Origin of the sequence: Phaeodactylibacter xiamenensis, from assembly GCF_000759025.1 — a bacterium.
Classification (GTDB): domain Bacteria; phylum Bacteroidota; class Bacteroidia; order Chitinophagales; family Saprospiraceae; genus Phaeodactylibacter; species Phaeodactylibacter xiamenensis.
This window is the reverse complement of sequence record NZ_JPOS01000003.1, coordinates 62,108-86,297: the sequence shown is the minus strand read 5'-3', so window position 1 is coordinate 86,297 and position 24,190 is coordinate 62,108. Positions and strand designations below refer to the sequence as shown.

Here is a 24,190-nt window from a genome sequence, read left to right as displayed (position 1 = left end):
ATCTAACTTTATACCAATGCCGTGTCTTTGATTTCATCAACGACTTCCGGATTGAGCAGGGTAGAGGTGTCGCCCAGGTTGGACGTATCTCCGCTTGCTACTTTACGCAGTATACGGCGCATGATTTTGCCGGAGCGGGTCTTCGGCAGCCCGGAGACGATCTGAATCTTGTCGGGCTTGGCAATCGGTCCAATCTCCTTGACCACGACCTGAATCAGCTCCTTGCGGAAAGCATCTTCATCTTCGATATCGCCAGAGACAATCACGTAAGCGTAGATGCCCTGACCCTTGATATCGTGCGGATAGCCCACTACGGCTGACTCGACAACGAGCTCGTGCTCATTGATGGCGTTTTCCACTTCCGCGGTGCCCATACGGTGGCCGGAAACGTTGATCACGTCATCCACGCGGCCGATAATACGGTACATGCCATCCTTATCGCGGCGGGCACCATCACCGGTGAAGTAGAGGTTCTCAAAAGCGGAGAAGTAGGTCTGACGGCAGCGCTCGTGGTCGCCGTAGGTGGTCCGCAGCATAGATGGCCAGGGGTATTTCACGCAAAGCAATCCTTCGATGTCGTTACCTTCCAGCTCTTTCCCATCGGCATCCATCAGGCAGGGCTGAATGCCCGGCAGCGGATACCCGGCGTGTGCCGGCTTCATCGGGCTATGCTCGCCCAGCCCGCCGATCATAATGCCGCCGGTCTCGGTCTGCCACCAGGTGTCTACGATCGGGCAGTTCTTTTTGCCCACCAGCTCGTGGTACCATTCCCAGGCTTCCTCGTTGATGGGCTCGCCCACGCTGCCCAGTACTTTCAGGGAGCTGAGGTCGTACTTGGTCACATGTTGGTCGCCCTGAGCCATGAGGGCACGGATGGCAGTAGGAGCCGTATAGAATTGGTTGACTTTTAGTTTTTCGCAGGTTTGCCAGAAGCGGCCGGCATCCGGATAGGTGGGGACGCCCTCAAACATCACGGTAGTCGCACCGGCCAGCAGAGGGCCGTACACGATGTAAGAGTGGCCGGTAATCCAGCCGATGTCAGCCGTACACCAGTAGATATCGCCCTCCTGATACTGGAAGACATTCTCAAAAGAATACTTGGTGTACACCATATAGCCACCGCAAGTGTGTACCACGCCCTTAGGCTTACCGGTAGAACCAGAAGTGTAAAGGATGAAGAGCATATCTTCGGAGTCCATTTCCTCTGCCTCGCAGGCTGTACTTTGCCCGTCTACCTCATCGTGCCACCATTTGTCGCGGCCGCTTACCATATTCAGCTCCCCACCAGTATTTTTATGAACCAGCACCATCTCAATGCTGTCACAATCCATGGACAGAGCGTCGTCTACTACTTTTTTGACCGGGATGTTTTTTGTGCCACGGCTGTTGTAATCCGAGCAGATGACGGCTTTGCAAGTCGCGTCCTTGATACGGTCAGCCAGTGCCTGAGCCGAGAAGCCGGCAAAGACCACGGAGTGGATAGCCCCGATACGCGCACAGGCCAGCACACCAATTGCAAGTTCCGGCACCATAGGCATATAGAAACAGACGCGGTCGCCTTTGCCAATGCCGTTGGCTTTTAGTGCATTTGCTGCCTTGCATACCTCGGCATGCAATTCCTTATAAGTGTAAGTGATGTTCTCTGCGTCTGCATCGTTGGGCTCAAACAGGATGGCTACCTGATCGCCCCGGGTCTCCAGGTGGCGGTCCAGGCAGTTTTCTGTGATATTTAGCTTACCGCCCACAAACCAGTTGACATTAGGCTCTGTGAAATTCCAGTCCAGCACTTTATCCCACTGCTTGCGCCAGGTAAATGTTGAGGCCTGTTCTGCCCAGAATCCTTCCGGGTCTTCCACGCTCTTTTGGTAGACCGCTTTGTAGTCATCGAAGGACTTGATTTGCTGTGTCATAAGTCTTGTTTTTAGGCAAGCCTTTTTACTTGGTCAGGCAATAAAGGCTTTTAAATTTTTAAAATATCTAGATATTTAGATGTTTATATCTGTAAAGTAAAAAAATAGAATTCGGTTATCCAAATTCTACGACCTCATTTATTGTATTAATGAGCTCTTTGTTGTCAAAAGGTTTGGTGAGATAGACTTCGCCCCCGGTGGCATAGCCCTGGAAGCGGTCTGCCTGAGTGCCTTTAGCGGTAAGGAAGATAATGCGGGTATCCTGATGCTCGGGCGTATTGCGAATGCGGCGGGCGACTTCGAAGCCGTCGATACCGGGCATCATAACGTCGAGCACTACAATTTGAGGGGACTGTTGCTGTACAAGGTCTAGCGCGCTTTCACCATCTGAAGCTTTGAAAACCTGATAGCCTTCCTGCTTGACCAGGTACTCCAGGGCGACCAGGATGTGCGGCTCATCGTCAACGAGTAGCACCTTAGTGGTTTGTTTATTCATGTCTGATCAGGGCGAATGAAATAATACTTTGCTGGTTTTATAATTAGCCTGCTAAAATTACAGATTTTTGGAAAATAAAAAAATTTCAGCACGGGTTCTTATTCAACAATTCTACTGCTCAGGAGGCGGTACACCATTGCTTTGTTTTTCAGAGTACAGAGGCAGGGTCACTTTAAAGGTGGCGCCCATGGCAGGTTCACTTTCCACCGAAAGCCTTCCCCGGTGCTGGCTTACGATGGTGTGGGTGATGAACAGGCCAAGCCCGCTGCCCTGTGGCTTGCCTTTGTCGCTATCACTGATCTGAGTAAATTTTTCAAAGATCAGTTCCTGGTCGCGGGGAGAAATGCCGGGGCCATTATCCTGCACCTCGATATAGCCGCCTTTGGCCCCCTGATAGCAGCGCAGGTGCACTTGCCCCTTTTCGTCATCGGCAAACTTGATGGCATTCGACAGCAGATTGACGACTACCTGCGTGAGGCGGTCAAAGTTGCCATACACCGGCACAGGGGCATCTTTGATGATAAGCTCCGGCACAATGCCTTTGTCCCGCATCAGTTGCCGTAAGCCATTGAAAGCCTGCCGGGCCACTTCAGCCAGGTCAAGCGGTTCAAGCTTCAGGTCTTCCGGCTGTGACTGTATTTTCTCCAGGTCGAGTACCTGATTGATCAGCCGGGTGAGGCGCTCGCTTTCCGTAACCACGATAGAGAGAAACTCTGCACGCTGTTCTTCAGGCATATTGCGGTTGTCCAGCATGATTTTGGACAGCGCTTTGATGGAAGTGATGGGGGTGCGCAGCTCGTGGGTTACGGTAGTGATAAAGTCGGCCTTGAGGCGGTCCAGTTCCTTAAGCTGCTCGTTAGCTTGTTTAAGCTGCAGAGTGGTGCGTTCGAGCTCGGCCGATTTTTTCTCCAGCGCCTTGCTGTACTCTACAATTTCCTTGGTTTGTTCAAGCACCTTGAACATTTCCTCCAGACTGATGGGGTCTTCTTTGGCAATGGAACCTATGATGATTTTCGCTGAAGCGGCCCCAATAGCACCAGCCAGATGGGTTTCTGCATAGTTGATCAGGTTGGCCTCTGCGGTTTGCTGCCGGGATAAATCCACGCGGTTGCGGTTTTCATAAGCGGTCAGTAAAGATTGAGACCGCGCTACGCCCAGGAAGCGATTCATCAAAATACGGATATCCCGTACTCTGGCCCGCCGCCGCATAACTTCGTACTCGCTACCACCGGAGCGGTACTTGTAAATGTCCACAAAAAGATCAGCCTGGGAAATCTCCAGCGGGCTCTGCTGAGTATTTAAAGATACAATAATGTAAGCAAAGGTATTCAGCGCCAGGCTCCAAAAAGCAGCATTAGCTACCGGGCTGTAGCCGCTTAGTCCAAAGAGGGCATAAGGTTGGAGCAGCCCCCAGCCGAAGAGCCCTTCCGCCATGACCCGGTCGTTGACCAGCCCCGTTTCCACCAGGGTGGGAAAAGGGAGGCAAAACGCCCAGATGAGAAACCCGATGCTCAGCCCCCAGATGGCCCCCTTCTTGGTGGCGCGCTTCCAGTAAATACCGCCCAGGACCGCCGGCACAAACTGCGCTATGGCCGTGAAGGAAATCAGCCCCACCGATACCAGGCTATACTGTTCGCCCACAGCTTTGAAATAGGCATAAGCCAGCAGCAAAACGAGGATGATGCATACCCGCCGAATGCCCAAAAGACTGCTGCTGATGCTGTACGGATTGTCCTGCCGGAAGTCCTGATTTCTGACAATGCCCGGCAAGACCAGGTTGTTGACGATCATGATGCTGAGCGCAATGACTGCGACGATCACCATGCTTGTGGCCGCCGAAAAGCCCCCAAGGGCCACAAACAAGGCCAGCGTTTCGTATCCTGCTGCCAGTGGGATGCTCAGCACGTAGCTGTCCGGCTCCACTCCGCCTTCCGGGAACATCATCAGCCCCGCTACTGCAATAGGCAGCACAAAGATATTGATTAGCAGCAGGTACAGTGGAAACATCCAGGATGCCCGGGACACATGTGCTGCATTAGTGTTCTCTACCACAGCTACATGAAACTGCCGCGGCAGCAGCATGACTGCCGACATGGACAGGAAAAGCAGCCAAAACCACTCCCAGCCATTCAGCCCGGCCGATTGCAGGGTAAACAGCGCCCGGATGGAAGGCACCGCTGCCCCTTTGCTGAAGATATCCCCAAACCCATCGTACAGCCCAAAAGTGACAAACAGGCCGATCGCAAGGAAGGCCACCAGCTTGAGCAGGGACTCAAAAGCGATTGCGGCTACCAGTCCGCCGTGGCGCTCATTGGGGTCGAGGTTGCGAGTGCCGAAAAGTATAGTGAAAGCTGCCAGGGCTATGGTGATGTAGAGGGCAGTGTCCAGGTAAAAAGGGACATTCGCATGGGAAGCTGTGGCTTGTCCAACCAAGAGATCAAAGCTGCTTGAAATCGCCTTAAGCTGAATGGAGATGTAAGGGATAATGCCCAGCACAGCAACCAACGTGGCAATCACCCCCAAAAAGGTGCTCTTCCCATAGCGGGAGGAGATGAAATCAGCAATGGAAGTAATACGTTGGGACTTGCTGATGAGAATGATTTTTTTGAGCAGCAGCCACCAAACCGGAGCCAGTAATGCCGGCCCGAGGTAAGTCGGCAAAAAGCCCAGCCCGGTAGTTGCCGCCCGGCCCACGCTCCCGTAAAACGTCCAGGCCGTACAGTAAACCGCCATAGACAAGGCATAGATAGCCGAGTTCTTCACGATGCTCTTGCCAGCTGCCTCCCGCTTGTCTGCTATCCAGGCGATGAAAAATAACAGCGCCACATAACCAATCGATATACTGATAATCGGGATGGGCTGCACCGTTAGTCCTTTTTAGTTTTCGCCGGGCGGGCCACCCAGGCGGTTAATACAATGATGCTGCCCCAAACTACAAAAAAGTACCAGTACAGCTTTGGCAGCCCAAGTAAGAGCCCCTCCCGGCTGAACAGGCTGACCAACGGAAAATTAAACAGCATTACTCCCAGTAGGAAGATGCTGATGAGTCTCAGGCTGCGGTCATTGGTGGTCATATCCGGCGGTTTGGGGGTAAGATAGGGAATTTTGGTTTTTTGACGCGCGCAGTTTCCCCTTCAGGGGCTGGGGGCGAGCGTGGGCAGGAGCGGTTTTTGATTGGTAAAAGGCTTTGCTGCCCCTCGATCCCCTAAAGGGGAAGGTTCGCCCGCGATTAAAAAAGAAATCATTTTTTGGAAGAGAAGGCTTGATGCGCGTGGCTCCCCCTTCAGGGGCTGGGGGCGAGCGTAGGCAGCCTTGATTCTTATACCTCTCCCAAACCTTACGCCCGCTCCACCTTTTCTCCCGGCCAAAGCCCGAAGAAAGAGGGGTTCAAAATTTTCGATTTGATCAGGGCCCAAAGGAAGAGCAGCCCGAATGCGCCCAGCGCTACAGAAATGATGAAGTGCCCGTTGAGCTGAGGCTCCAGCAGGATACGCAGGAAAAGGGTGCCGATGATGTAGATGGAAGCGATAATATCTGATGCCTTGCGGCCGAGTTGAAGTTTCATAGCAGGAATTTGGTTAAGATGAAAAATTGGGCAGCCACCCGGAGACAGCTGCCCGTAAATGGTTTGACTTTTTCTAGTGTACGTGCGCTTCGCCTGCACCACTTGGGAGACGAATATCCTCAACGATATCCTGAACATCCTGAGGTGGCGGAGTCGTCATACGGGACACAGCAAAGGAAACAATGAAATTGACGAACATCGCTACCGTGCCAAAGCCCTCCGGAGATATACCGAACCACCATTGCTCAGGCGTGCCGCCCCCGAAGCCGTCGAACTTGAATTTGATCATGTAAAAGAGCATCAGAGTGATACCGACAATCATGCCTGATACGGCTCCCTGCCGGTTCATCCGCTTATCGAAAATACCAAGGATGATAGCAGGGAAGAAGGAAGCCGCTGCAAGCCCGAAGGCCAGGGCGACTACCGCAGCCACAAATCCGGGAGGGTTAATACCAAAGTAACCAGCGACCATCACCGCGAATACCGCACCGATACGAGCTGAGAGGAGTTCTCCCTTTTCGGAAATATTCGGTCTGATCTGCATTTTGATCAGGTCACGGGCAATAGAGGTAGAGATCACGAGTAGCAAGCCCGCCGCAGTGGATAGTGCGGCAGCGAGGCCACCGGCAGCCACAAGGGCAATCACCCACGCGGGCAGGTCCGCAATTTCGGGATTCGCCAGTACCATAATATCGCGGTCAATCTTCAATTCATTGGTAGCAGCGTCAGCTACGTATTGAATGGTGCCGTCATTGTTTTTGTCGTCGAAAACAATGAGTCCGGTCTGTTCCCATTTGCTAAACCACTCCGGCATATCAGCGTATGGCTGATTGCTCACCGTCTCAATAAGGTTGGTACGGGCGAAGGCAGCGATAGCCGGTGCCGTAGTGTAGAGAATGGCGATGAAGACCAGGGCATACCCTGCAGAAACACGAGCGCCCTTCACATCAGGCACCGTAAAGAAGCGAACGATTACGTGGGGCAGTCCAGCGGTACCGACCATCAGCGCAAAGGTGATAGCGAATACGTCGATCATGCTTTTGGTGCCGCTTGTGTATTCGGCAAAACCCAAATCCCGGTGCAGTTGGTCCAGCTTGTCGAGCAAGGCCATATTGGAGCCATCGGTCATGGTGCCAATGAAGCCGAGCTGTGGAATTGGGTTGCCTGTCATGTTCATGGAAATAAAGATAGCTGGGACCATGAAAGCGAAAATCAGCACGCAGTACTGCGCTACCTGTGTGTAGGTGATGCCTTTCATGCCGCCGAGAACCGCGTAGAAGAAAACGATCGCCATACCGATATATACACCGGTATTAATGTCTACTTCGAGGAAGCGGGAGAATACCAGCCCCACGCCCCGCATCTGTCCGGCCACATAAGTGAAGGATACGATGAGCGCACAGATCACGGCTACCGTACGGGCTACATTAGAGTAATACCGGTCCCCGATAAAATCCGGGACCGTAAACTTTCCGAATTTCCTTAAGTAGGGGGCTAAGGTTAAAGCCAGGAGGACGTAGCCGCCCGTCCAGCCCATCAGGAAAACACCACCATCGTAACCCATAAAGGAAATCAGGCCCGCCATGGAGATGAAAGAAGCTGCCGACATCCAGTCCGCTGCTGTAGCCATACCGTTGGCAATCGGGGGGACACCGCCGCCCGCTACGTAAAATTCTGAAGTAGAACCGGCACGTGCCCAGATGGCTATGCCGATATACAGGGCAAAAGTGAGCCCCACTATGATGAAAGTCCAGGTTTGAACACTCATGTTATTGTTGTTTAATTATTCGCTAATTTGATAATAGATTAGGGCTGCTGGCCACTAATTGTCATACCCATATTTTTTATCGAGCTTATTCATTAAGCTAACGTAAACGAAAATGAGGATGACGAAAACGTAAATGGAGCCCTGCTGAGCGAACCAGAAGCCGAGCTTGGCACCGCCGATTTTGACCGTGTTCAGCGGCTCTACCAGAAAAATTCCAAATACATAAGAGACAAGGAACCATACGGCAAGCAGAATGCCCAGGTAAACCAGGTTCTCTTTCCAGTACTTTTGAGCTTTGTTGTCGTTGGACATAAGCCTGAGTTTTAAGATGATTGAATATAGTTATCTAAATATTTTGTTGCGTTTCGGCAAAAAAATAGTCTATAAGAAAATGTGTGCCTGCATACGGATTTGGCGCACATCCTGAATGTTGCCATTGGCATCAAGGCCGCCCTCGCGGATGTCGTTGCTGATCGTATGGTACTCCAGGGTCAGCTTGGCACTGTGCCCGTTGAGGAAATAGTTGAGCCCGATATCCAGTGCTGAGGTGTTCTCGTCAAAGCCGCCGTAGTTACCGGTTTGTGCAGCGATGTAAGGCATGAACCTTGAGTTAGGAAGTTTATACCCTACATGCCCGTACAGCACGCTTCCCGTTCCTGCCCAGCGGGCAACGTAGTTGTCGCCGTAGTTAAAGCTCATAAAAGAAGCGTAGGCATTGAGGCAGTCGCCATCCGTTACCGGCATATCCAGAAACGCATCAACTGCAAAGTGGGTCACGTTCTCGTGTTCGCCTGTTGCCTCATTGAACATACCATTGGGGTGGGCAAAAAAGCCGGTGCCCAAAGCGAAGATTTTCTTGGTGCCCAGGTAGCTGCCAACTGCATAAGGTAGTTTTACAGATTCGCTATCCATGAAGTTGTACCGGAAGTAACCTTCGATAATGTTATTTCCGGTTAGATTGCCATCCCTGTCAGGAGTGGAAACGCCGGTATAGGCAAGGCTGCTGCTGTTGCTGCCATAGCTTACGCCATTTCCGAGCGGTAAGCCGGCATTAGCATTTCGTCCCGGGTTGTTCAGTGCGATCCGATAGTCAAATTTTCCAATAACCCCCTTGGCATACAGGCCTAAGTGGCGTGCAAATTGGTCTGTAACCCCAAGCGAGTGCCAGTGCACAAACGGGCGGGGGTTGTCCAGCGTCATAAAATTGAGCGTACTCTGATTGGACAAACGGGTGAGGCCTTTCCAGTAGTGGAGCCCACCACCAATAAAGAAGGAGTTGTCGTTGCTGACTTTGAATTCTGTCCAGGCATCATGCAGGAAAAGCTGCGGGGCATCCCCGTTATTGCCCAGCGAGGTCATATTGCCCGGCGTCAGGTTGTTGAGCCCAAAGTGGGTCAGGATCAGAAAGCGCGGAGAAACCTGCGCAAAGGCCAAAAAGCGGGAGCGGCGGGCCAGGTGCGTCAGCTGCAGGTTGGCGTCTTCCACTGCCAGGTTGTTCGTGACCGTCCAGTGCTGATGCCAGACGATAAACCGGATATATTTGTTGCCACTTTCATCAAGCCTAAGCGTAAGTGGCTTATAGGAATGATCGATGTCATCCTCAATAATCTGTGCCTGCATACTTACTGCCAACAGCAGCAAGGCAAGGGTCAGGAATTTGGTAAAAAGTTTCATACTAACTGGAATTTGATTTGTTGATGAGCGTAGTTTACTTTGGCTAAAGTATATAGATATATATATGTATGCAAGTTTTCTTCTGCTTTTTTTCTGCATTTCTCAAAATCTTATTGCAAATGCTGTGGGGTTGACCAAAAAAATATGCGGAAAAATGAAGGGCAGCTTGTTGGTTCTATGGCAAGTGGAGGTGGCTGAACTATAGGCAGGAAGAAAAGTTGAGGGGGAGAAACTACCGATTGTCTACAGGCTTAAATGACTTTTTTCAGTGTCTTGATGATCTCATAGAATTCTGCCCGGGTCAGGGAATAGAGGGAGTTTTTGCCGTCGCGCTCGGCATTCACGACGTCCTTTCCTTTAAGGATGCGAAGATGGTGGGAGGCAATAGCCTGCTCAATATTCAGGTGTTGGTAGATATCCGTTACGGTCATTTGCCCGTTGTTGTACAGCAAGTCAATGATCGCAATGCGTATGGGGTGGGCAATTGCACGCAATGTCTCGGTCGAGTCCTCCAAAAAATTGACGTTGAAATGAGTTTTCATGGCTGTTTATACTTGGGTGGCAGGCTCAGGAAGCTTGCAAACAAAACTCCAAAATAGGGTTACCGGCTGATATAAACAAATATATACATCTAATTGCGTTAATATTTGGTGCCGTTGCTAAAAAGCAGGATATTCCGTTGTCCAAACCTGAATGCCATGGAAAACATTATTCCGCGCCGCATCTATGATTTTTTGAAAGCCTATCCACCCTTTAGTTTACTGCCCGATGATTTGCTGCTGAAGGTCTCACAGCGGGTGCTGGTACAGTACTATCAGCCCCGGCAGGAAATTTTTCATCAGGGTGATCAGCCAGGAACGCATATTTTTATCGTCCGGGAAGGCGCTGTCCAATTGTACCGGGAAACGGAGTCAGAAGCGTTTCTAGTTGAACAGTGCGATGAGGGTGACGTTTTTGGCATCCGCCCCATGCTGGCTGAAGAAACCTATGCCCTTACCGCCCGTGCTGCTGAGGAAACTTTGCTCTACGCCATTAATATTGAGGGCTTCCGCGAAGTGATGGAAGCTCACCCTCAGGTGGCATTTTATCTGGCAAGCAATTACGCAGCTGGTGTGGGGCAAAAGTACAAAACGGCAAACCCCTCTCAGCTTTTTCTGGACCGCTCTGACCGTACCACAGACAATTTTGCGCTTATGGAGGTGCAATCTCTGGAGCGGAGTAAGCTTCCGGTTACCTGCCCGCCGGAGACCACTATTCAGGAAGCGGCGCTCATTATGTCGGCGGAGGAAGTAGGGTCGATCATTGTGGTCAATCCCTCGGGCCAGCCGGTAGGCATTATGACTGACAAAGACCTGAGGCATAAAGTGGCAACCGGTAAAATGGAGCTGACCGCTTCCATCTCCGATATCATGTCCAGCCCGGTCATTACGATGCCCCCTACCGTTACTGTGGCGGATGTGCAAATGGAAATGGTCAAAAACCGGATCAACCACATTTGCCTGACGGAAGACGGGACGACCGATAGCCGGGTAGTCGGTGCGCTCTCGGAGCATGACTTGATGGTGATGCAGGGCAACAACCCCGCTATCCTTATTCGGGAAATCCGGCGCTGCAAGGCTGTGGAAGCCCTCCGGGATATCCGTGACCGTGCCGAGCAATTGCTCAAAAAATACATTTTCCAGGAGGTATCGATTGCCTTTATCTCAACGGTGATGACTGAGATCAATGATGAGATCATCGTCCGTTGCATCGAACTGGCAGAGGCAGATCTGGCATCAGAAGGACAGCAGCACCCCGGTGCGAAGTATTGCTGGCTGGCACTGGGCAGCGAGGGCAGGGGAGAGCAGCTGCTCCGGACTGATCAGGATAATGCGCTGGTCTTTGAGGACGTGCCGGAGGATGCCTATGAGCGCACAAAGAACTACTACCTGGATTTTGCCGGCCGGGTTACCCACCTGCTCAATGAGGTGGGCTTCGAGTATTGCCCGGCAGATATGATGGCGAGCAATCCTTCCTGGTGCCTGTCATTGAGTGAGTGGAAGCAGCAGTTCTCTACCTGGATCCACAAGCCGGAGCCTAAGGCGGTGATGTTCTGTACCATTTTCTTCGACTTCCGCCCTATACACGGTGACCGTTCCTTATCCTCAGCTCTGACAACACACATCTTCGAGGCACTTGACGATCAGGAGATTTTCCTCGTTTATCTGGGTAAGAATGCGCTGCAAAACCCACCACCCCTGACGTTCTTCCGCAACTTTGTGGTAGAAAGCAGTGGTGCCCATAAAGATGAGTTTGACATCAAAGCCCGGGCTATGATGCCCCTGGCGGACGCGGCACGCCTGTTGGTCCTGCACGCACGGGTAGGCATGATCAACAACACCTTTCGCCGGTTTGAGCGGCTGGCTGAACTGGAGCCTCAAAACAGGGAGCTCTACGAGCAAGCGGCTGATGCCTACGAAATCCTGATGCGCTACCGGGCCCTTCAGGGGCTGAAAAAGCAAAATTCCGGCCGGTATTTCAACCCTTCTGACCTGACAAAGATGGAGCGGATCAACCTGCGCAATTGTTTCCGCCCGATTAAAGAGTTGCAGTCCCTGTTGAATACCCGGTTCCGGCTTGCCCTGCTCAGTTAACCGCCCCATTCCCTAATCCATATAACCCCGCGCCTTATGTTCAGATGGTTCAAAAAAAAGCCACCCCCTCCGGACCCAAATGCCCCTGCTTTCTGGAAGGCTTACCTGGAAAGCATGGCTGCTACTGCCTACGACAAAAAGACGCCGATAGAAGAGATTGGCTTTGTGGTTTTTGATACCGAAACAACAGGCCTGGATGTACAGGAAGATCAGATCCTTTCCATAGGTGCCGTACGGGTAAAAAACTGGCAGATCAGTGTAGAGGACCGTTTGGAGTGTTATATTCATCAGGAGTATTATCCGGATGGGAAAACAGTAGCCGTACATGGTATTTTGCCAGGAGAAAAACGGCACAGTATCGCGGAGTCAGAGGGCGTGCGCCGTTTTTTGGAATTTGTTGGGGGCGATGTGCTGGTTGCTCACCACGCTGCCTTTGATGTTGCGATGCTCAACGCGGCAATCCATGCAGCAGGAGGCGGAAAATTGCAGAACACCGTCCTGGACACGGGGGTACTGGCCCGCAGAGCCGCGCGGAACCCTCAGCTAGCCCGCCCTGGTACATTCGGACTCGATCATCTTTGTGATACCTACCGGATTCCTCAAAGTGACCGGCATACGGCCCCGGGAGACGCTTTCATTACAGCACTATTGCTGCTCAAGCTGTTGCACCGGCTCCAAAAACGGGGAGTAGATACGCTGGGGGCTTTGCGGTCAGCGCCAGGAATGGGGCTGTGAGCATACGGTTGTGAATGGAGAGGTAGTTTTATCCGTCCATTCTGCACACCTAAAAGATAGTATCGCACTAAAATTTTGTAATTTCGCCCGCACAAGCACAGGTGGGGCCGAAGCGCCTGTCCTGCTGCGTAAAAGAATCTATTTCTAATAAACAAGATAGAAAATGAGAACGCTTTTGATGATGTTGCTGTCGTTCAGCCTGCTGGCTTGTGGCAGTGATGCTGCTCAGGAAGGAACAGAAGGAGGTACGAGTCAGGCTCCTGCCGCTCCGGCGGAGGCTGAGGTGTCACCTGTTGAAGATGCCAGCCTGATATCACCGGATTATGAGCCTGCTTTTCCTCAGGTGGAGGTGAAGAAGTGGTACCTGACAGAGTATGTTTACGATGGGCGGAGTGTGAAAATGGGAAAGGAGGACATCCCCATGATTACCATCGCTAACGGTAAAATCTCCGGTCATAGTGGCTGCAACAAGTTCAGCTCTACTATCACCCTTCAGGAAGACGGTACCCTTAATATCGGTGAACTGGCATCCACGAAAATGCTTTGCCAGGGTAAAATGACTCAGGAGTCCCGCTTTTTCGATTTGCTGAAGTCTGCAAATGCCTATAGCGTGAATAAAGTCTTTCTGGAAATCTCAGGCGGGCAGGGGCAACTGTCTTTCCGGGCAGAATACAAGCCTCAGCCCGATAACGCGGAGTAATCCCAAAGACACTTCTGTCAAAGGGCGTGATCTCGCGGTCTTTGACGCATCGTCAAAATCATGAAGGGGGTGCCTAAAGTCCGGGCGCCCCCTCTTTTTTAGTCCATGTCCAGATGGAGAATCAACAAGGGCGTTTCTGTAGCTAACACCATCTTTTTGGTCTGACTGCTGTGGAGTATATTTTCCCAAAAGCCCCGGTGACGGGTTGCCATTACGATGACCTGTGCACCGTGAGCAGCAGCATAAGCGCTCAGCCCCTCAACAACTGAGTCGCCTTTGACTTCTGCCATTTCGAAAGCAAAAGGCGGGTCGCCCTGCTCGAATAGCTCTTCAAACAATTTTCCCTGCTCTTTTTCAAACGGGATGTCCTTGTTGCGTTGTACATGCACAAAGTGGACGTGGGCATTGAAGAGCCGGTTAAAAGCGATAAGTTTTTTGACTACCGTCTCATGGTGGGCATCATAATGACTGGCGTAGACCATGTGTTTGATCGGGGCATAGCGCACATCTTTTGGGATCAGGAGCACCGGGCACCCGGCTCTTTGCGATACGCTGGAGGAGACGCTGCCAAACACACGCTCCAAAACGCCCCCATCACCGGTAGTACCCATCACTACAAGGTCGTAATCTTCACTCTTCGAGGCAATTTCATCAGCGGGGAATCCTACGAGCAGTTCCGTTTGTACATCCACAGGCAAGCCGCCCGGGCTTTCGCTGATCAGTTCTTCCAGGAAGTCATTCAGCAGCTTGTGGCGGGTCTCCATCAGGGCATTTACCGGTGGGATAAAGTCGGCTTCCCCACTTGATTCCGGGAGGAATACGTGGACCAGTTTGGCCTGTTCTGCACCAATACGGGCAGCCAGCTCCATGGCATACTGAAAGGCATTGCGGGAAGCATTGGAAAAATCAACGGGGATGAGTAGGTTTTTCATATGGTTAGGTTTTAGTATTGATTAATACCTGTATTAATAAAAAATGCTGCGGAGAACAAAAGTTCGCCCGCAGCATTCGAAAACCAAGCTATTGTCTAGTTGTCAGTCAGTATGCTGTAGTTGCTCACGCCGTTTCAATGACGCGTGGTGCTGCCGCCATCATTTCCTCATCCGCGCCTTCTTCAAACTTGCGGAAGTTGTTGATGAATGCTTCTGCCAGTTTGTTGGCTCTGCGGTCGTAGGCATCCTTGTCTGCCCAGGTGGTATTACGAGGGTTGAGCAGTTCAGAAGGTACGCCAGGGCACTCTTTTGGAATATGCAGGCCGAAGACCGGCTCCTGCTCATACTCAACGTTGTCAAGCCTGCCTTCCAATGCGTCGGTGATCATCGCCCGGGTGTACTTCAGTTTGATGCGGTTGCCCACACCATAAGGGCCACCGGTCCAGCCGGTATTGATCAGCCATACATTCACGCCGTATTTCTCCATGCGCTCACCCAGCATGCGGGCATACTCAGTAGGGTGCAGCGGCATGAATGGTGCGCCGAAGCAGGCGGAGAAAGTCTTCACCGGCTCATCGATGCCCACTTCTGTACCGGCAACCTTAGCGGTGTAACCAGAGATAAAGTGGTACATGGCCTGTCCGGGCGTCAGCTTGCTGATCGGAGGCAGTGCACCGAATGCATCAGCGGTCAGGAAGAAGATATTCTTCGGATGCCCGGCCATAGATGGCTCAACGATATTGTCGATGTGATAGATCGGATAGGATACCCGAGTGTTCAGCGTAACCGTGCTGTCTTCGTAGTCAACGGTTCGAGTATTGGGGAAGAACCCAATGTTTTCCAGAATCGCACCATGCTTGATGGCATCAAAGATTTCCGGTTCTTTTTCGCGGGTCAGGTCGATGGTCTTAGCGTAGCAGCCACCTTCGAAGTTGAAGATGCCATTCTCGCCCCAGCCGTGCTCATCGTCACCAATCAACAGACGGTTAGGATCGGCAGACAAGGTGGTTTTGCCGGTACCGCTCAGGCCGAAGAATACGGCTGCGTCGCCGTCTTTGCCTACGTTTGCAGAGCAGTGCATGGTCAGCAGGTCGCGGAAGGCGGGTAATTCAAAGTTGAGTACGGAGAATACGCCTTTCTTGATTTCGCCGGTATAGCCGGAGCCCCCTACGATCACCTCTTTCTTAGCGAAGTTGATGATTGAGAAGTTAGGCTGACGGGTACCGTCAATTTCGACATCCGCTTCAAAGCCTGGCGCGTTCAGCACGGTCCAGTCGGCTTCAAAGTTTTCGAGTTCTTCCTCGCTCATGCGCAGGAACATATTATAAACGAAGAGGTTACTCCATGGATATTCGGTAACGATCCGGATATTGGTCCGGTATTCGGGGTCAGCACACGCCTGTACATCGCGTACGTAAATTTCCTTGCCATCGTAGTACTTCACCAGCTTAGCGCGAAGGGTGTCATAAGCAGCGGCATCAAAAGGCTTGTTAATAGCGTTCCAGTCTACCCGGTCTTTGGATACCTCATCCTCAACAATGAAGCGGTCCTGTGGTGAGCGTCCGGTAAACTTGCCTGTGCTGACACAGAGCGCGCCGCTATCGGCCAATACGCCCTGATCCTTGCATAGGGTAGCTTCGACCAATTCCTCCGGTAGCAGGTTGTAGCGAACTGCTGCCGGGCTTTCTATGCCCAGATTCTTTAGGGCCGTTTCAATTGCTTTGGCGTTTTGCATGAATCCTAGTTTTTTGTTGTTGATTACGATTCAAATATGCGCCATATAATTAGCCTTGCAATTGAGATTGCTCACTTGAGCCGCTGACATTTATCAGGAGGGCAAAAAAATCAGCAGCCCCAAATTTGGAACTGCTGATGCATTGTTCTTTTAAACAGAATTTTATTTGGAATCCTAATCCTTGATAAAAGGATAGTCTTCCTGTAGGTAATTATCCGTGTAGAGTTCTGAAGGGTCAGGGTAGTCTGATTCTTCCGCAAACTTTACAGCTGCCTTGATTTCTTCCTTAATTTTATTCTCGATTTCCTTGAGTTCGTCTTCTGTCGCAATTTTATTGTCCAGAATCGTCCGCTCCGTAATCTTGATTGGGTCGCGGTCCTTGTACTCCTGTACTTCTTCCTTGGTACGGTACTTGGCCGGGTCGGAGACGGAGTGCCCTTTGTAGCGATAAGTCTGCACTTCAAGGAAGTAAGGGCCATTGCCGGCACGGATGTGCTCAGCAGCGCGGCTCACTGCTTCGTGAACAGCTTCCGGCTGCATGCCGTCTACGGCTTCACTGGGCATATCGTAGGCCAGCCCCATCTTGTAGAGCTCAGTTACGTTACTCGTCCGCTTTACGGAAGTACCCATGGCGTATCCATTGTTCTCCACGATATAAAGCACCGGTAGCTTCCACGCCATGGCCATATTAAAGGATTCGTGCAGGGCACCCTGACGGGCAGCACCATCACCAAACATCGTGACGCAGAGGTTGTCCGTCCCTTTGTACTTTTCCGCGAAAGCGATACCTGTACCGATTGGGATCTGAGCGCCCACAATGCCGTTGCCGCCAAAGTAGCGGTGCTCCTTCGAGAAGAAGTGCATGGAACCGCCTTTGCCTTTCACAATACCGGTTTCCTTACCAAAAAGCTCAGCCATACAGGCGTTGACGTCGCAGCCACGCCCCAGTGCCGTACCGTGCTGACGGTAAGCGGTAACAATGGCATCTTCGCGGCGGATGGCAGATTCCATACCCGCTGCAACCGCTTCCTGTCCAATATACACGTGGCAGAACCCGCGGATTTTCTGCTGACCGTACATCATCAATGCCCGCTCCTCAAATTTGCGGATGCGGAACATCAGTTCATACCACTGCAGGTACTGCTCTTTGCTGTACTTAGGCTTCTTAGACCGCGATTTGCGGGTGGTTTTTTTCTTTTCCGTCGCTGTATCCATACCTGAATTCTATGGTTAGTGTTCAATATTTGTCATTACAACACCTAAAGGTATACCTTGTTTGCGGCGCTGCTGTTTCGCGTGGGCAAATATACTCAGCTTGCAGGGTTTTGCCAATTTTTACACTAAGTGTTGTATGTTCGTACTTTAAGATTGCCGTTTTGGAAGCGGTGGTCAGCGCATGACTAAGCATAAATATGAGCCAGGAACTTCTAACCCTCATTGTCACGCACATTAGCCGGCCGGTGCCGGGGAGTGCGCATATTTTTTTTGATATGCAGGAGCAGCCAGTGCCGGATTATCAGGTCGGGCAGTTTTTGACCCTGCTCTTTCCTGATTTGGGGCCTGTGCCATTTCGGCGGTCTTATTCCCTTGCTTCCACTCCGGGGGTGGACCCTCAGTTGTCGATTTGCGTCAAGCGGACTGTCAATGGGCAGGCTTCGGCTTACCTGACTCAAAAGCTACAGGTGGGGGATATCCTTCAGGCTTTGCCGCCCGCTGGCCAGTTTGTGCTGCCCGAAACACCCTGCCCTTTGCTGCTCATTGCCGGGGGCAGTGGTTTTGTGCCGGTATTTGCCCTGCTAAAAGCCGCGCTGAACAGGCCGGGGAATGACAAAATCCAACTCTTGCTGGCCAACCGGAATGCGGAGTCCGTCTTTTTCCGCAAGGAACTGCAGCATCTGGAGCGCAGCCATGCTGACCGCCTGAAGGTTTTCCACCTGCTCAGCCAGGCCACAGCCACCTGCGAAGATGAACTGAAAGCCACCGCCCACACTGAAGTCCGGCAGGGGCGGATGAGCAACGCGTGGCTGGAGTTCTGGGCGGAGCAGGTTTTGGGCAAACAAATGCCGGAGGCTCATGCCTATGTCTGCGGCCCGCCGGGGCTCATGCTCAAAGCGTCTATGACCTTGCGGTTTCTTGGTTTTGGAGCAGACCGGCTGCATCAGGAAGATTTTATCATATACACGCCTTTCCGGCCGGAAGCCAGTCAGTTGCCGCATGCCACAATAGCACTACAGTTCAAAAACAAGACCCTGTCGTTTCCGGTAACGCCAGGGCAGACCCTGTTGGAAGGAGCATTAGCTGCCGGTATAGAATTGCCTTACAGTTGCCGGAGCGGGAGCTGCACAACCTGCTCCGCTCAACTGACCGGAGGGCGTGTCGAAATGTATACCCACAACAGCCGGGTGGACAGTGATGCCACCAATGGTCATATCTTCACCTGTGTAGCCTACCCGGTAACACCTCAGGTGCAGCTGACCATAAGATAAGTTTGTTAACTTTGGAGCAAATACTGACGTCTGTTGAAGTGTATCAATTGCCATACCGAATTACCTGATCATGCAAGGTTTTGCCATCAGTGCGGTACGCCGCAACCGCAGGAGCAGGGTGCTGTGGAAGCGGATGCTCAGCCAATTATTGATCTGAATGGCAACGTAAGCAAACAGTTGACAGAAGCGTTTTTCCGCCTAATGCGCCAAAAAGTTGAAGAAGAACAGCCCGGCACAGAAGTGGAAGCCTACCGGGAATTACTGTACGAATCCGGTTTTCGGGATATGCTTCACCGGCGGGAGACTCAGCTGGCCGATCAGCTAATGTATCTGCATGGAAAAGGCGAGCCGGCTGCTTTTCAAAATGTCAGGGTAAAGCGCCACCTGGAAGAACTCACCGATTATTTCCTCATTCATTACGCAAAGGACCTGAATGCCGTACCCCTTCCCGAAGCCATACTCCGGCATCAGGGCCCCGGCGCCGATGATCACCCGCTGGAAACGCTCATCTTTGACTACCTCGATTTCGGCAGCGAGCCCGATGAAGCGGTATACACGGATTTTATAAAAATGCCCGTACAGAAACTGCGCAATGCCGGCAAGTTCTTCCTGAAGCCGGAGCGCCGGGACGAGCGGATCTACTTCATCTGCGATCAAAGCCTGCTGGGCTCCTGCAAAGAAGGCTTTGCTATGACCGAGCGGGGCCTGTACTGGAAAGCGCAGTTGCAAACGCCACACTACGTGCTTTACGAAACCCTGGGCAATGTAAAGCGCGAAAAGGACTGGCTGCTCATCGATGAAAAGTTTTTCAACATCAACCTCCGATTCAATATCAAGATGCTCAAGTTGCTCAAGCGGCTGCAGCAACGTTTCAGAGCCGGTAAAAAATAGCAAGGTCATTAATCGGGCGGCCGTCAAATAGCGTGAATTCCGAAATGTTCACATCAAAGCGGTCCCCGTTTTCCGTGATATAGCTGGAGGTGCCGGTATGGTATAAAATAGGGAGCCCAAACTCCACACTGAAGGACAAGCGGTCGGTGATGGGGATATTGGTCCCGATGAATGGCGTCAGCCCTCCAAGAAAATGGGTGTGGTTGGCAGAGCCGACAATACTGCTGAAACCTGAAGGCATGCCTTCGAGCGGGCGGTCGTTGACGTAGGTGATGCGTTCCGTAAAAATCACACCGGCCTGAGCATCCACGCCGAGGTAGACGGGCAGCTTTTGGCTCAACCGGTAGGTAGAACGCCCTATGCTGAACAGGAGGCTGGCGCGCGGGAAAAGGTCGTTCTGCTGGTAGAGCTGCTCTTCCAGCGTGCTGCCCGGCAGCAGCTGGTCCGGATACGGAATAAAGCCTTCAAAGTAATTTTTGTTGTTGACCTCGATTTTGATCCGTAAATCGCCATTGGGCTGGTGTTCGCGGTACAGGGCTTCTATTTGGTAGTGCCCGAGCCTTCCGCCTCCCCCTGTAATGATGGCAGGCAGAAGATCCACGCCAATTTGGTTGTAGTAAGGCCCAAAGGTTGGGGAAGTGGGCAGCGTATCAGACTGAGCCTGAGCAGCGCATTGCAGCATCAATAGGGCAAAAAACAGGAGAATAGTCGTGCGCATGGGTGATTGATTTTTTGATTAAACGTGAAATCCTTATCCTTGAGGTGCCAGGAAATATTTTAACTTTCCGCTGCCCCAAAATATCCTGAAAACAAAAAGAGCGAATTGCCGTTTCCTTCAGAAAATCCAATGCCAAAGCAACGCAAAAAGGGAGACCTCCCCACCAAAGACTGCGTACAATGCGGCCGCCCCTTCACCTGGAGAAAAAAATGGGAAAAGGTCTGGGAGGAGGTCAAATACTGTAGCGAGCGTTGCCGGCGGGAGGCCAAACGGGACCGAAACTAAACTGTTCACTCAAAATTTCAGCTGGTAAGCAGCCAAATAATATGTCTGAAAATCCACCATCACAGCAAAGAGACCCCGCAGAGGAAGGGTACAACGAATATGGCAACTTTGCCTTTCACCCTTACAACGTATTGCTGATCTTGTCCCTGCTGGGCATTACCGCTATGTTCCTTGCGTTTACGGCCGCCTTTGTGTACACCCGGGTGCAAAGTGACCTGCCGCCGATCAGGCTGCCGAATATTTTTATTTTCAATACGCTGGTCTTACTGGCAAGTAGTGGCGCAATGGTCTGGGCAAAGCGCTGCTACAAATCTGATGATACGGAAAACTATCAGCGGGCGCTCATCGCTACCATGGCGATTTCCTTCATATTTATGATCCTGCAGGGCGTAGGCTGGTATCAGTTGTTTAGCAATCAGATTTACATCCACAGCGATAATTCTGCAGGATACCTTTATGTGATTTCAGCTCTGCATTTTGCTCACGTTATAGCTGGTCTCCCATTTCTGGGGTTGTTCCTCTGGACAGCCCGCAAGCGCATGAAAGAGCCGGTGAGCGTGCTGGTTTATTTTTCTGACCCCGAAAAGCGGCTCAAGCTCCGCCTGCTGACCATCTACTGGCATTTTTTGGACGGGCTATGGATTTATCTGGTCATCTTTTTCTACCTTAATTATTTGCTTCGGTAGTTTTCTTTCTGCTAATTTCGGGGCAAAGAACTACCCTAAGATGAAACATCTACTGCCTGCCTGCGCTATATTGATGCTACTGCTTAGCAGCTGCAAAGTGACGAAGCCCGTTCGCCCTATGGAAGAATACGAAGAGCTGTACCGAGATCAGGTTTCCATCATCAACATCCCCGTGGATGTACCGGTGCGGGACCTGGAGGCTGTGCTCAACAAACAACTGAGCGGCATCCTCTACGAAGACAACAACCTCCGGGATGGCGATAAAATGATGGTCCGGGCCGTCAAACAGGATGATATCCTCCTGGGGCTTGACTCCCAAGCTATTACCTACCGTATCCCACTCGACCTTTGGATCAAGTACGACCTCGGCATCAGTACCGTTGAAGCCAATGGGCAGATTTCGCTGGATTTCAAAACCGGCTTTGGAGTGAATACAGACTGGAGCATCTTTACCACGACCACGCTGGAAGGCCATCAATGGCAACAAAAACCGCGGGTAAAAATGGGCTTTGTGGACCTGCCGGTGGGTTTTATTGCAGACATCGTCCTGCGCAACAGTACCCGGCAGATTTCCAAAGCGATAGATGACCTGGTCCGGGAGCAGTTCGACCTGCGCAAGACCGTGGAGGAAGCCTGGCGGGAGATGTTTCAGCCGGCCCTGGTTTCTGAAGAATACAATACCTGGCTTACCGTGAACCCGCAGTATATCGGTATGAGCCCGGTCTCCACTGAGCGGGGGAGGATCGCGACCACCATCTACGTGGAGGGCAAACCCTCGGTGAAAATCGGTGAGCGGCCGGACCCCAAGTACATACAGCCCCTGCCGCCTCTGCGCATCAGCCCGGTGGAAGCCGAAGACTTTACCCTGCACATCAACGCTGAGATTTCCTACGATGAAGCCGAACGCCTTGCCAAAACCCAGTTGGTTGGTGAAACCTTCTCCTACGGCCGCCGGTCCGTGACGATTCAGGACCTGGAGTTTTTTGGTAAAGGCAGCAATATCGTGGTCAATACCACGCTGAGCGGCACCTACAACGGCAGCATTTACCTGGTCGGTCGCCCGGTCTTTAACCCCAAAAAGAATACCATCGATATCGAAGACCTGGAGTATACGCTCGATACCAAAAACTACCTCTTCCGGTCTGCCGGCTGGCTGATGAAAAGTACCATCAAAAACAAGATTGCCGAAAACCTCAACTTCCTGCTCGACTACAACATGAAGGACATGCAGGCCCAATTCCAGGAGCAGCTTCAGGATTATGAGCTGGCTACCGGCGTGGTGCTGAACGGCAACCTGGAAGCCCTCGACCTCCGCAATGCTTACCTCACGGTGGATGGCATGGTCGTTGACCTGGCCCTTACGGGCAACGTCAATGTGCGGGTGAAGGGGTTGAATAAATAAGCTACTGTTTGACCATCGTCAAGAGCCGCTCCTTATCCCCATCCATCATTTTGAGCTGAAGCGTGTCATTAACAAGCTTGAGGATTTCGACTGCCTTTTCGGTGCTGGCCTGATTGAGGGTGTCGCGGGTGAACAGGTAGGTGCCGTCTACGTAAAAGCTACCGGCTTCCCGGTAATTGAGCGTACTCCGGTAGGTATAACGGTCAGCGGGCGTGAATTGAAGTTCAATCTGACTGGGGTCAACCGCTAAAGGGGTGCCTTCTTCCGTGATAGCCACAGCTTGCCAGTTTCCCTGCAGGTCGGCAGGCTGATAGCCCGACTGGCAGGCAGGGAGGATGGTGAGCAGCGCAAAAACAACAATCGGTATTCTCATTCGCAATTCGGTATTGTTTGAATCCGTAGCAAAAGTACGAACTGTGGCTGGCCTGCCCAACTTGGATTTTCCATTGCTGCGACTGCCGGGCTGGCCAAAACCCGGCTTCTGATGGGAATTCCCTGTTTTTATTGCTCCAAAACCAATGGAACAAGTATATTCGCGCTGTTCAAAAAAATGACCATGGAGCAACGCAAACAAGTCCTTTCTGCTATTCAGCCCACCGGGCAAATGCACTTTGGCAACTACTTCGGGGCAGTGAAGAACTGGGTCGCCCTGCAGGAAAAGTACGATTGCACCTACGGGGTGGTGGATTACCATGCCATGACGATGCCCTACAATCCGAAAAAACTTCGGGAAAATACCTGGGAACTCCTTTTCAACCTGATGGCGGTTGGTGTTAAGCCGGAGTCCCTGTTTATTCAGTCCCTGGTGCCGGAGCATACAGAATTGTGCTGGATTTTCAATTGCTTCACTTCCTATGGGCAGCTGACCCGTATGACGCAGTTCAAGGACAAAAGCGCGCAGGTGGCAGAAACCGCTACCGACAGCTTCATCTCCGCTGGCTTGCTGGACTATCCCGTGCTACAGGCAGCGGATATCCTGATCTACCGGGCGGATTACGTGCCTGTAGGCAAAGATCAGGAGCAGCATTTGGAGCTCACCCGCAACATCGCGCAACGCTTCAATAATCAGATGGGCAAAGAATACTTCGTCCTGCCGGAGCCCCTATATACGGAAGTGCCTAAGGTCCGCTCCACCGCAGACCCCACCCGTAAGATGAGCAAAAGTGCAGGCGAGAAGCACTACATTGACGTGTTTGGAGATGATAACCGCATCCGCAAGCAAATCCGCTCCGCAGTGACCGATACCGGAGATACGCCTGCCGGCGAAATGAGCCCGGGCGTGGACAACCTCTTCACCCTGCTCAAGGCCGCTGAGTCTATGGAAGCCTACGAAAGCCTGATGAAGGACTACGAGGCCGGCGAATTAAAGTATGTGGACCTGAAAGATGCCGTAGCTGATGCCCTTGTGGGGCTGAGCGCTGATTTTAAAGCCCGTAAGGAAGCCCTGAAAGCCGATAAGAAGGAGATCAAGAATCAAATCAAGGCGTCTTCTGCTGAAATCCGTAAGAAAGCACAGGAGACCGTCCGTGCCGTAAAGGAAATGGCAGGGCTGTCCAATGTGAAGTTTTAAATCA

At 51.9% G+C, this 24,190-nt stretch carries 23 protein-coding genes; 9 read left to right on the top strand and 14 right to left on the bottom strand.

What is annotated here, in order from left to right; translation table 11 throughout:
- Positions 1 to 8: 8 nt before the first annotated feature.
- The 9 genes from acs to IX84_RS01100 form a co-directional block, all read right to left on the bottom strand.
- Positions 9 to 1,910, bottom strand: coding sequence for an acetate--CoA ligase (acs, locus tag IX84_RS01140; protein WP_044215848.1), 1,902 nt, complete (start codon positions 1,908 to 1,910; stop codon positions 9 to 11).
- 115 nt (positions 1,911 to 2,025) lie between these two features.
- Entirely contained in the window at positions 2,026 to 2,406 is a 381-nt protein-coding gene (locus IX84_RS01135) for a response regulator transcription factor (RefSeq protein ID WP_044145973.1), read from the bottom strand.
- Between the two features lie 111 nt (positions 2,407 to 2,517).
- The gene (locus tag IX84_RS01130) at positions 2,518 to 5,271 is read right to left on the bottom strand and encodes a sensor histidine kinase (protein WP_044215846.1); all 2,754 of its coding nucleotides are present in this window, start codon (positions 5,269 to 5,271) and stop codon (positions 2,518 to 2,520) included.
- A 2-nt stretch (positions 5,272 to 5,273) separates the two neighbouring features.
- Positions 5,274 to 5,480 (bottom strand): hypothetical protein, encoded by a 207-nt coding sequence (locus IX84_RS01125; RefSeq protein ID WP_044215845.1) that lies wholly within the window; start codon positions 5,478 to 5,480, stop codon positions 5,274 to 5,276.
- Between the two features lie 263 nt (positions 5,481 to 5,743).
- Positions 5,744 to 5,971 carry a hypothetical protein gene (locus tag IX84_RS01120; RefSeq protein WP_044215843.1) on the bottom strand — a complete coding sequence of 76 codons (228 nt, stop codon included), beginning with the start codon at positions 5,969 to 5,971 and terminating at the stop codon, positions 5,744 to 5,746.
- Between the two features lie 73 nt (positions 5,972 to 6,044).
- Complete coding sequence (locus tag IX84_RS01115; RefSeq protein ID WP_044215841.1) at positions 6,045 to 7,739, bottom strand: sodium:solute symporter family protein; 1,695 nt, start codon at positions 7,737 to 7,739, stop codon at positions 6,045 to 6,047.
- A gap of 54 nt (positions 7,740 to 7,793) precedes the next feature.
- A complete protein-coding gene (locus IX84_RS01110) occupies positions 7,794 to 8,051 on the bottom strand; it encodes a DUF4212 domain-containing protein (protein WP_044215839.1) in 258 nt (85 codons plus the stop codon).
- A 69-nt stretch (positions 8,052 to 8,120) separates the two neighbouring features.
- Positions 8,121 to 9,413: a hypothetical protein gene (locus tag IX84_RS01105; protein WP_044215838.1), complete on the bottom strand. Its 1,293-nt coding sequence runs from the start codon at positions 9,411 to 9,413 to the stop codon at positions 8,121 to 8,123.
- A 251-nt stretch (positions 9,414 to 9,664) separates the two neighbouring features.
- Positions 9,665 to 9,955, bottom strand: a complete 291-nt coding sequence (locus IX84_RS01100) for an ArsR/SmtB family transcription factor (protein WP_044215837.1) — start codon at positions 9,953 to 9,955, stop codon at positions 9,665 to 9,667.
- A 156-nt stretch (positions 9,956 to 10,111) separates the two neighbouring features.
- On the opposite strand from IX84_RS01100, the gene IX84_RS01095 reads away from it, so the two are divergent.
- The 3 genes from IX84_RS01095 (at position 10,112) to IX84_RS30565 (ending at position 13,481) form a co-directional block, all read left to right on the top strand.
- Complete coding sequence (locus tag IX84_RS01095; protein WP_044215836.1) at positions 10,112 to 12,046, top strand: DUF294 nucleotidyltransferase-like domain-containing protein; 1,935 nt, start codon at positions 10,112 to 10,114, stop codon at positions 12,044 to 12,046.
- Positions 12,047 to 12,082: 36 nt separating this feature from the next.
- Positions 12,083 to 12,781: a 3'-5' exonuclease gene (locus IX84_RS01090; protein WP_044215835.1), complete on the top strand. Its 699-nt coding sequence runs from the start codon at positions 12,083 to 12,085 to the stop codon at positions 12,779 to 12,781.
- Between the two features lie 163 nt (positions 12,782 to 12,944).
- Entirely contained in the window at positions 12,945 to 13,481 is a 537-nt protein-coding gene (locus IX84_RS30565; RefSeq protein ID WP_081968556.1) for an META domain-containing protein, read from the top strand.
- A 98-nt stretch (positions 13,482 to 13,579) separates the two neighbouring features.
- On the opposite strand, the gene IX84_RS01080 is transcribed toward IX84_RS30565, so the two are convergent.
- The 3 genes from IX84_RS01080 to pdhA form a co-directional block, all read right to left on the bottom strand.
- On the bottom strand, positions 13,580 to 14,413 hold the full coding sequence (locus tag IX84_RS01080) for a universal stress protein (protein WP_044215834.1): 834 nt from the start codon (positions 14,411 to 14,413) through the stop codon (positions 13,580 to 13,582).
- A gap of 124 nt (positions 14,414 to 14,537) precedes the next feature.
- Complete coding sequence (pckA, locus tag IX84_RS01075; protein WP_044215833.1) at positions 14,538 to 16,148, bottom strand: phosphoenolpyruvate carboxykinase (ATP); 1,611 nt, start codon at positions 16,146 to 16,148, stop codon at positions 14,538 to 14,540.
- A gap of 174 nt (positions 16,149 to 16,322) precedes the next feature.
- Positions 16,323 to 17,363: a pyruvate dehydrogenase (acetyl-transferring) E1 component subunit alpha gene (pdhA, locus tag IX84_RS01070; RefSeq protein WP_044215832.1), complete on the bottom strand. Its 1,041-nt coding sequence runs from the start codon at positions 17,361 to 17,363 to the stop codon at positions 16,323 to 16,325.
- 197 nt (positions 17,364 to 17,560) lie between these two features.
- Here pdhA and IX84_RS01065 point away from each other — a divergent pair, with 197 nt between their 5' ends.
- Together IX84_RS01065 and IX84_RS01060 are read left to right on the top strand one after the other, a co-directional pair.
- Entirely contained in the window at positions 17,561 to 18,634 is a 1,074-nt protein-coding gene (locus IX84_RS01065; protein ID WP_044215831.1) for a flavin reductase family protein, read from the top strand.
- A gap of 33 nt (positions 18,635 to 18,667) precedes the next feature.
- The gene (locus IX84_RS01060) at positions 18,668 to 19,525 is read left to right on the top strand and encodes a zinc ribbon domain-containing protein (protein ID WP_044215830.1); all 858 of its coding nucleotides are present in this window, start codon (positions 18,668 to 18,670) and stop codon (positions 19,523 to 19,525) included.
- Here the strand turns inward: IX84_RS01060 and IX84_RS01055 are convergent.
- Positions 19,506 to 20,243: a hypothetical protein gene (locus IX84_RS01055; protein WP_044215829.1), complete on the bottom strand. Its 738-nt coding sequence runs from the start codon at positions 20,241 to 20,243 to the stop codon at positions 19,506 to 19,508. The genes IX84_RS01060 and IX84_RS01055 overlap by 20 nt on opposite strands.
- A gap of 129 nt (positions 20,244 to 20,372) precedes the next feature.
- On the opposite strand from IX84_RS01055, the gene IX84_RS31970 reads away from it, so the two are divergent.
- Genes IX84_RS31970 through IX84_RS01045 form a run of 3 tightly spaced genes read left to right on the top strand, consistent with a single transcriptional unit; the run spans position 20,373 to position 22,616 of the window.
- The gene (locus tag IX84_RS31970) at positions 20,373 to 20,528 is read left to right on the top strand and encodes a DUF2256 domain-containing protein (RefSeq protein ID WP_072013636.1); all 156 of its coding nucleotides are present in this window, start codon (positions 20,373 to 20,375) and stop codon (positions 20,526 to 20,528) included.
- A gap of 41 nt (positions 20,529 to 20,569) precedes the next feature.
- Positions 20,570 to 21,214, top strand: a complete 645-nt coding sequence (locus IX84_RS01050) for a cytochrome c oxidase subunit 3 (protein WP_044215828.1) — start codon at positions 20,570 to 20,572, stop codon at positions 21,212 to 21,214.
- A gap of 40 nt (positions 21,215 to 21,254) precedes the next feature.
- Positions 21,255 to 22,616: a DUF4403 family protein gene (locus IX84_RS01045; protein WP_081968554.1), complete on the top strand. Its 1,362-nt coding sequence runs from the start codon at positions 21,255 to 21,257 to the stop codon at positions 22,614 to 22,616.
- A 1-nt stretch (position 22,617) separates the two neighbouring features.
- Here IX84_RS01045 and IX84_RS01040 read toward each other — a convergent pair whose 3' ends face one another.
- Positions 22,618 to 22,989, bottom strand: coding sequence for a hypothetical protein (locus tag IX84_RS01040; RefSeq protein WP_044215826.1), 372 nt, complete (start codon positions 22,987 to 22,989; stop codon positions 22,618 to 22,620).
- Positions 22,990 to 23,172: 183 nt separating this feature from the next.
- Between IX84_RS01040 and trpS the strand changes: the two genes are divergently transcribed.
- Positions 23,173 to 24,186, top strand: a complete 1,014-nt coding sequence (trpS, locus tag IX84_RS01035; RefSeq protein ID WP_044215979.1) for a tryptophan--tRNA ligase — start codon at positions 23,173 to 23,175, stop codon at positions 24,184 to 24,186.
- Positions 24,187 to 24,190 lie beyond the last annotated feature (4 nt).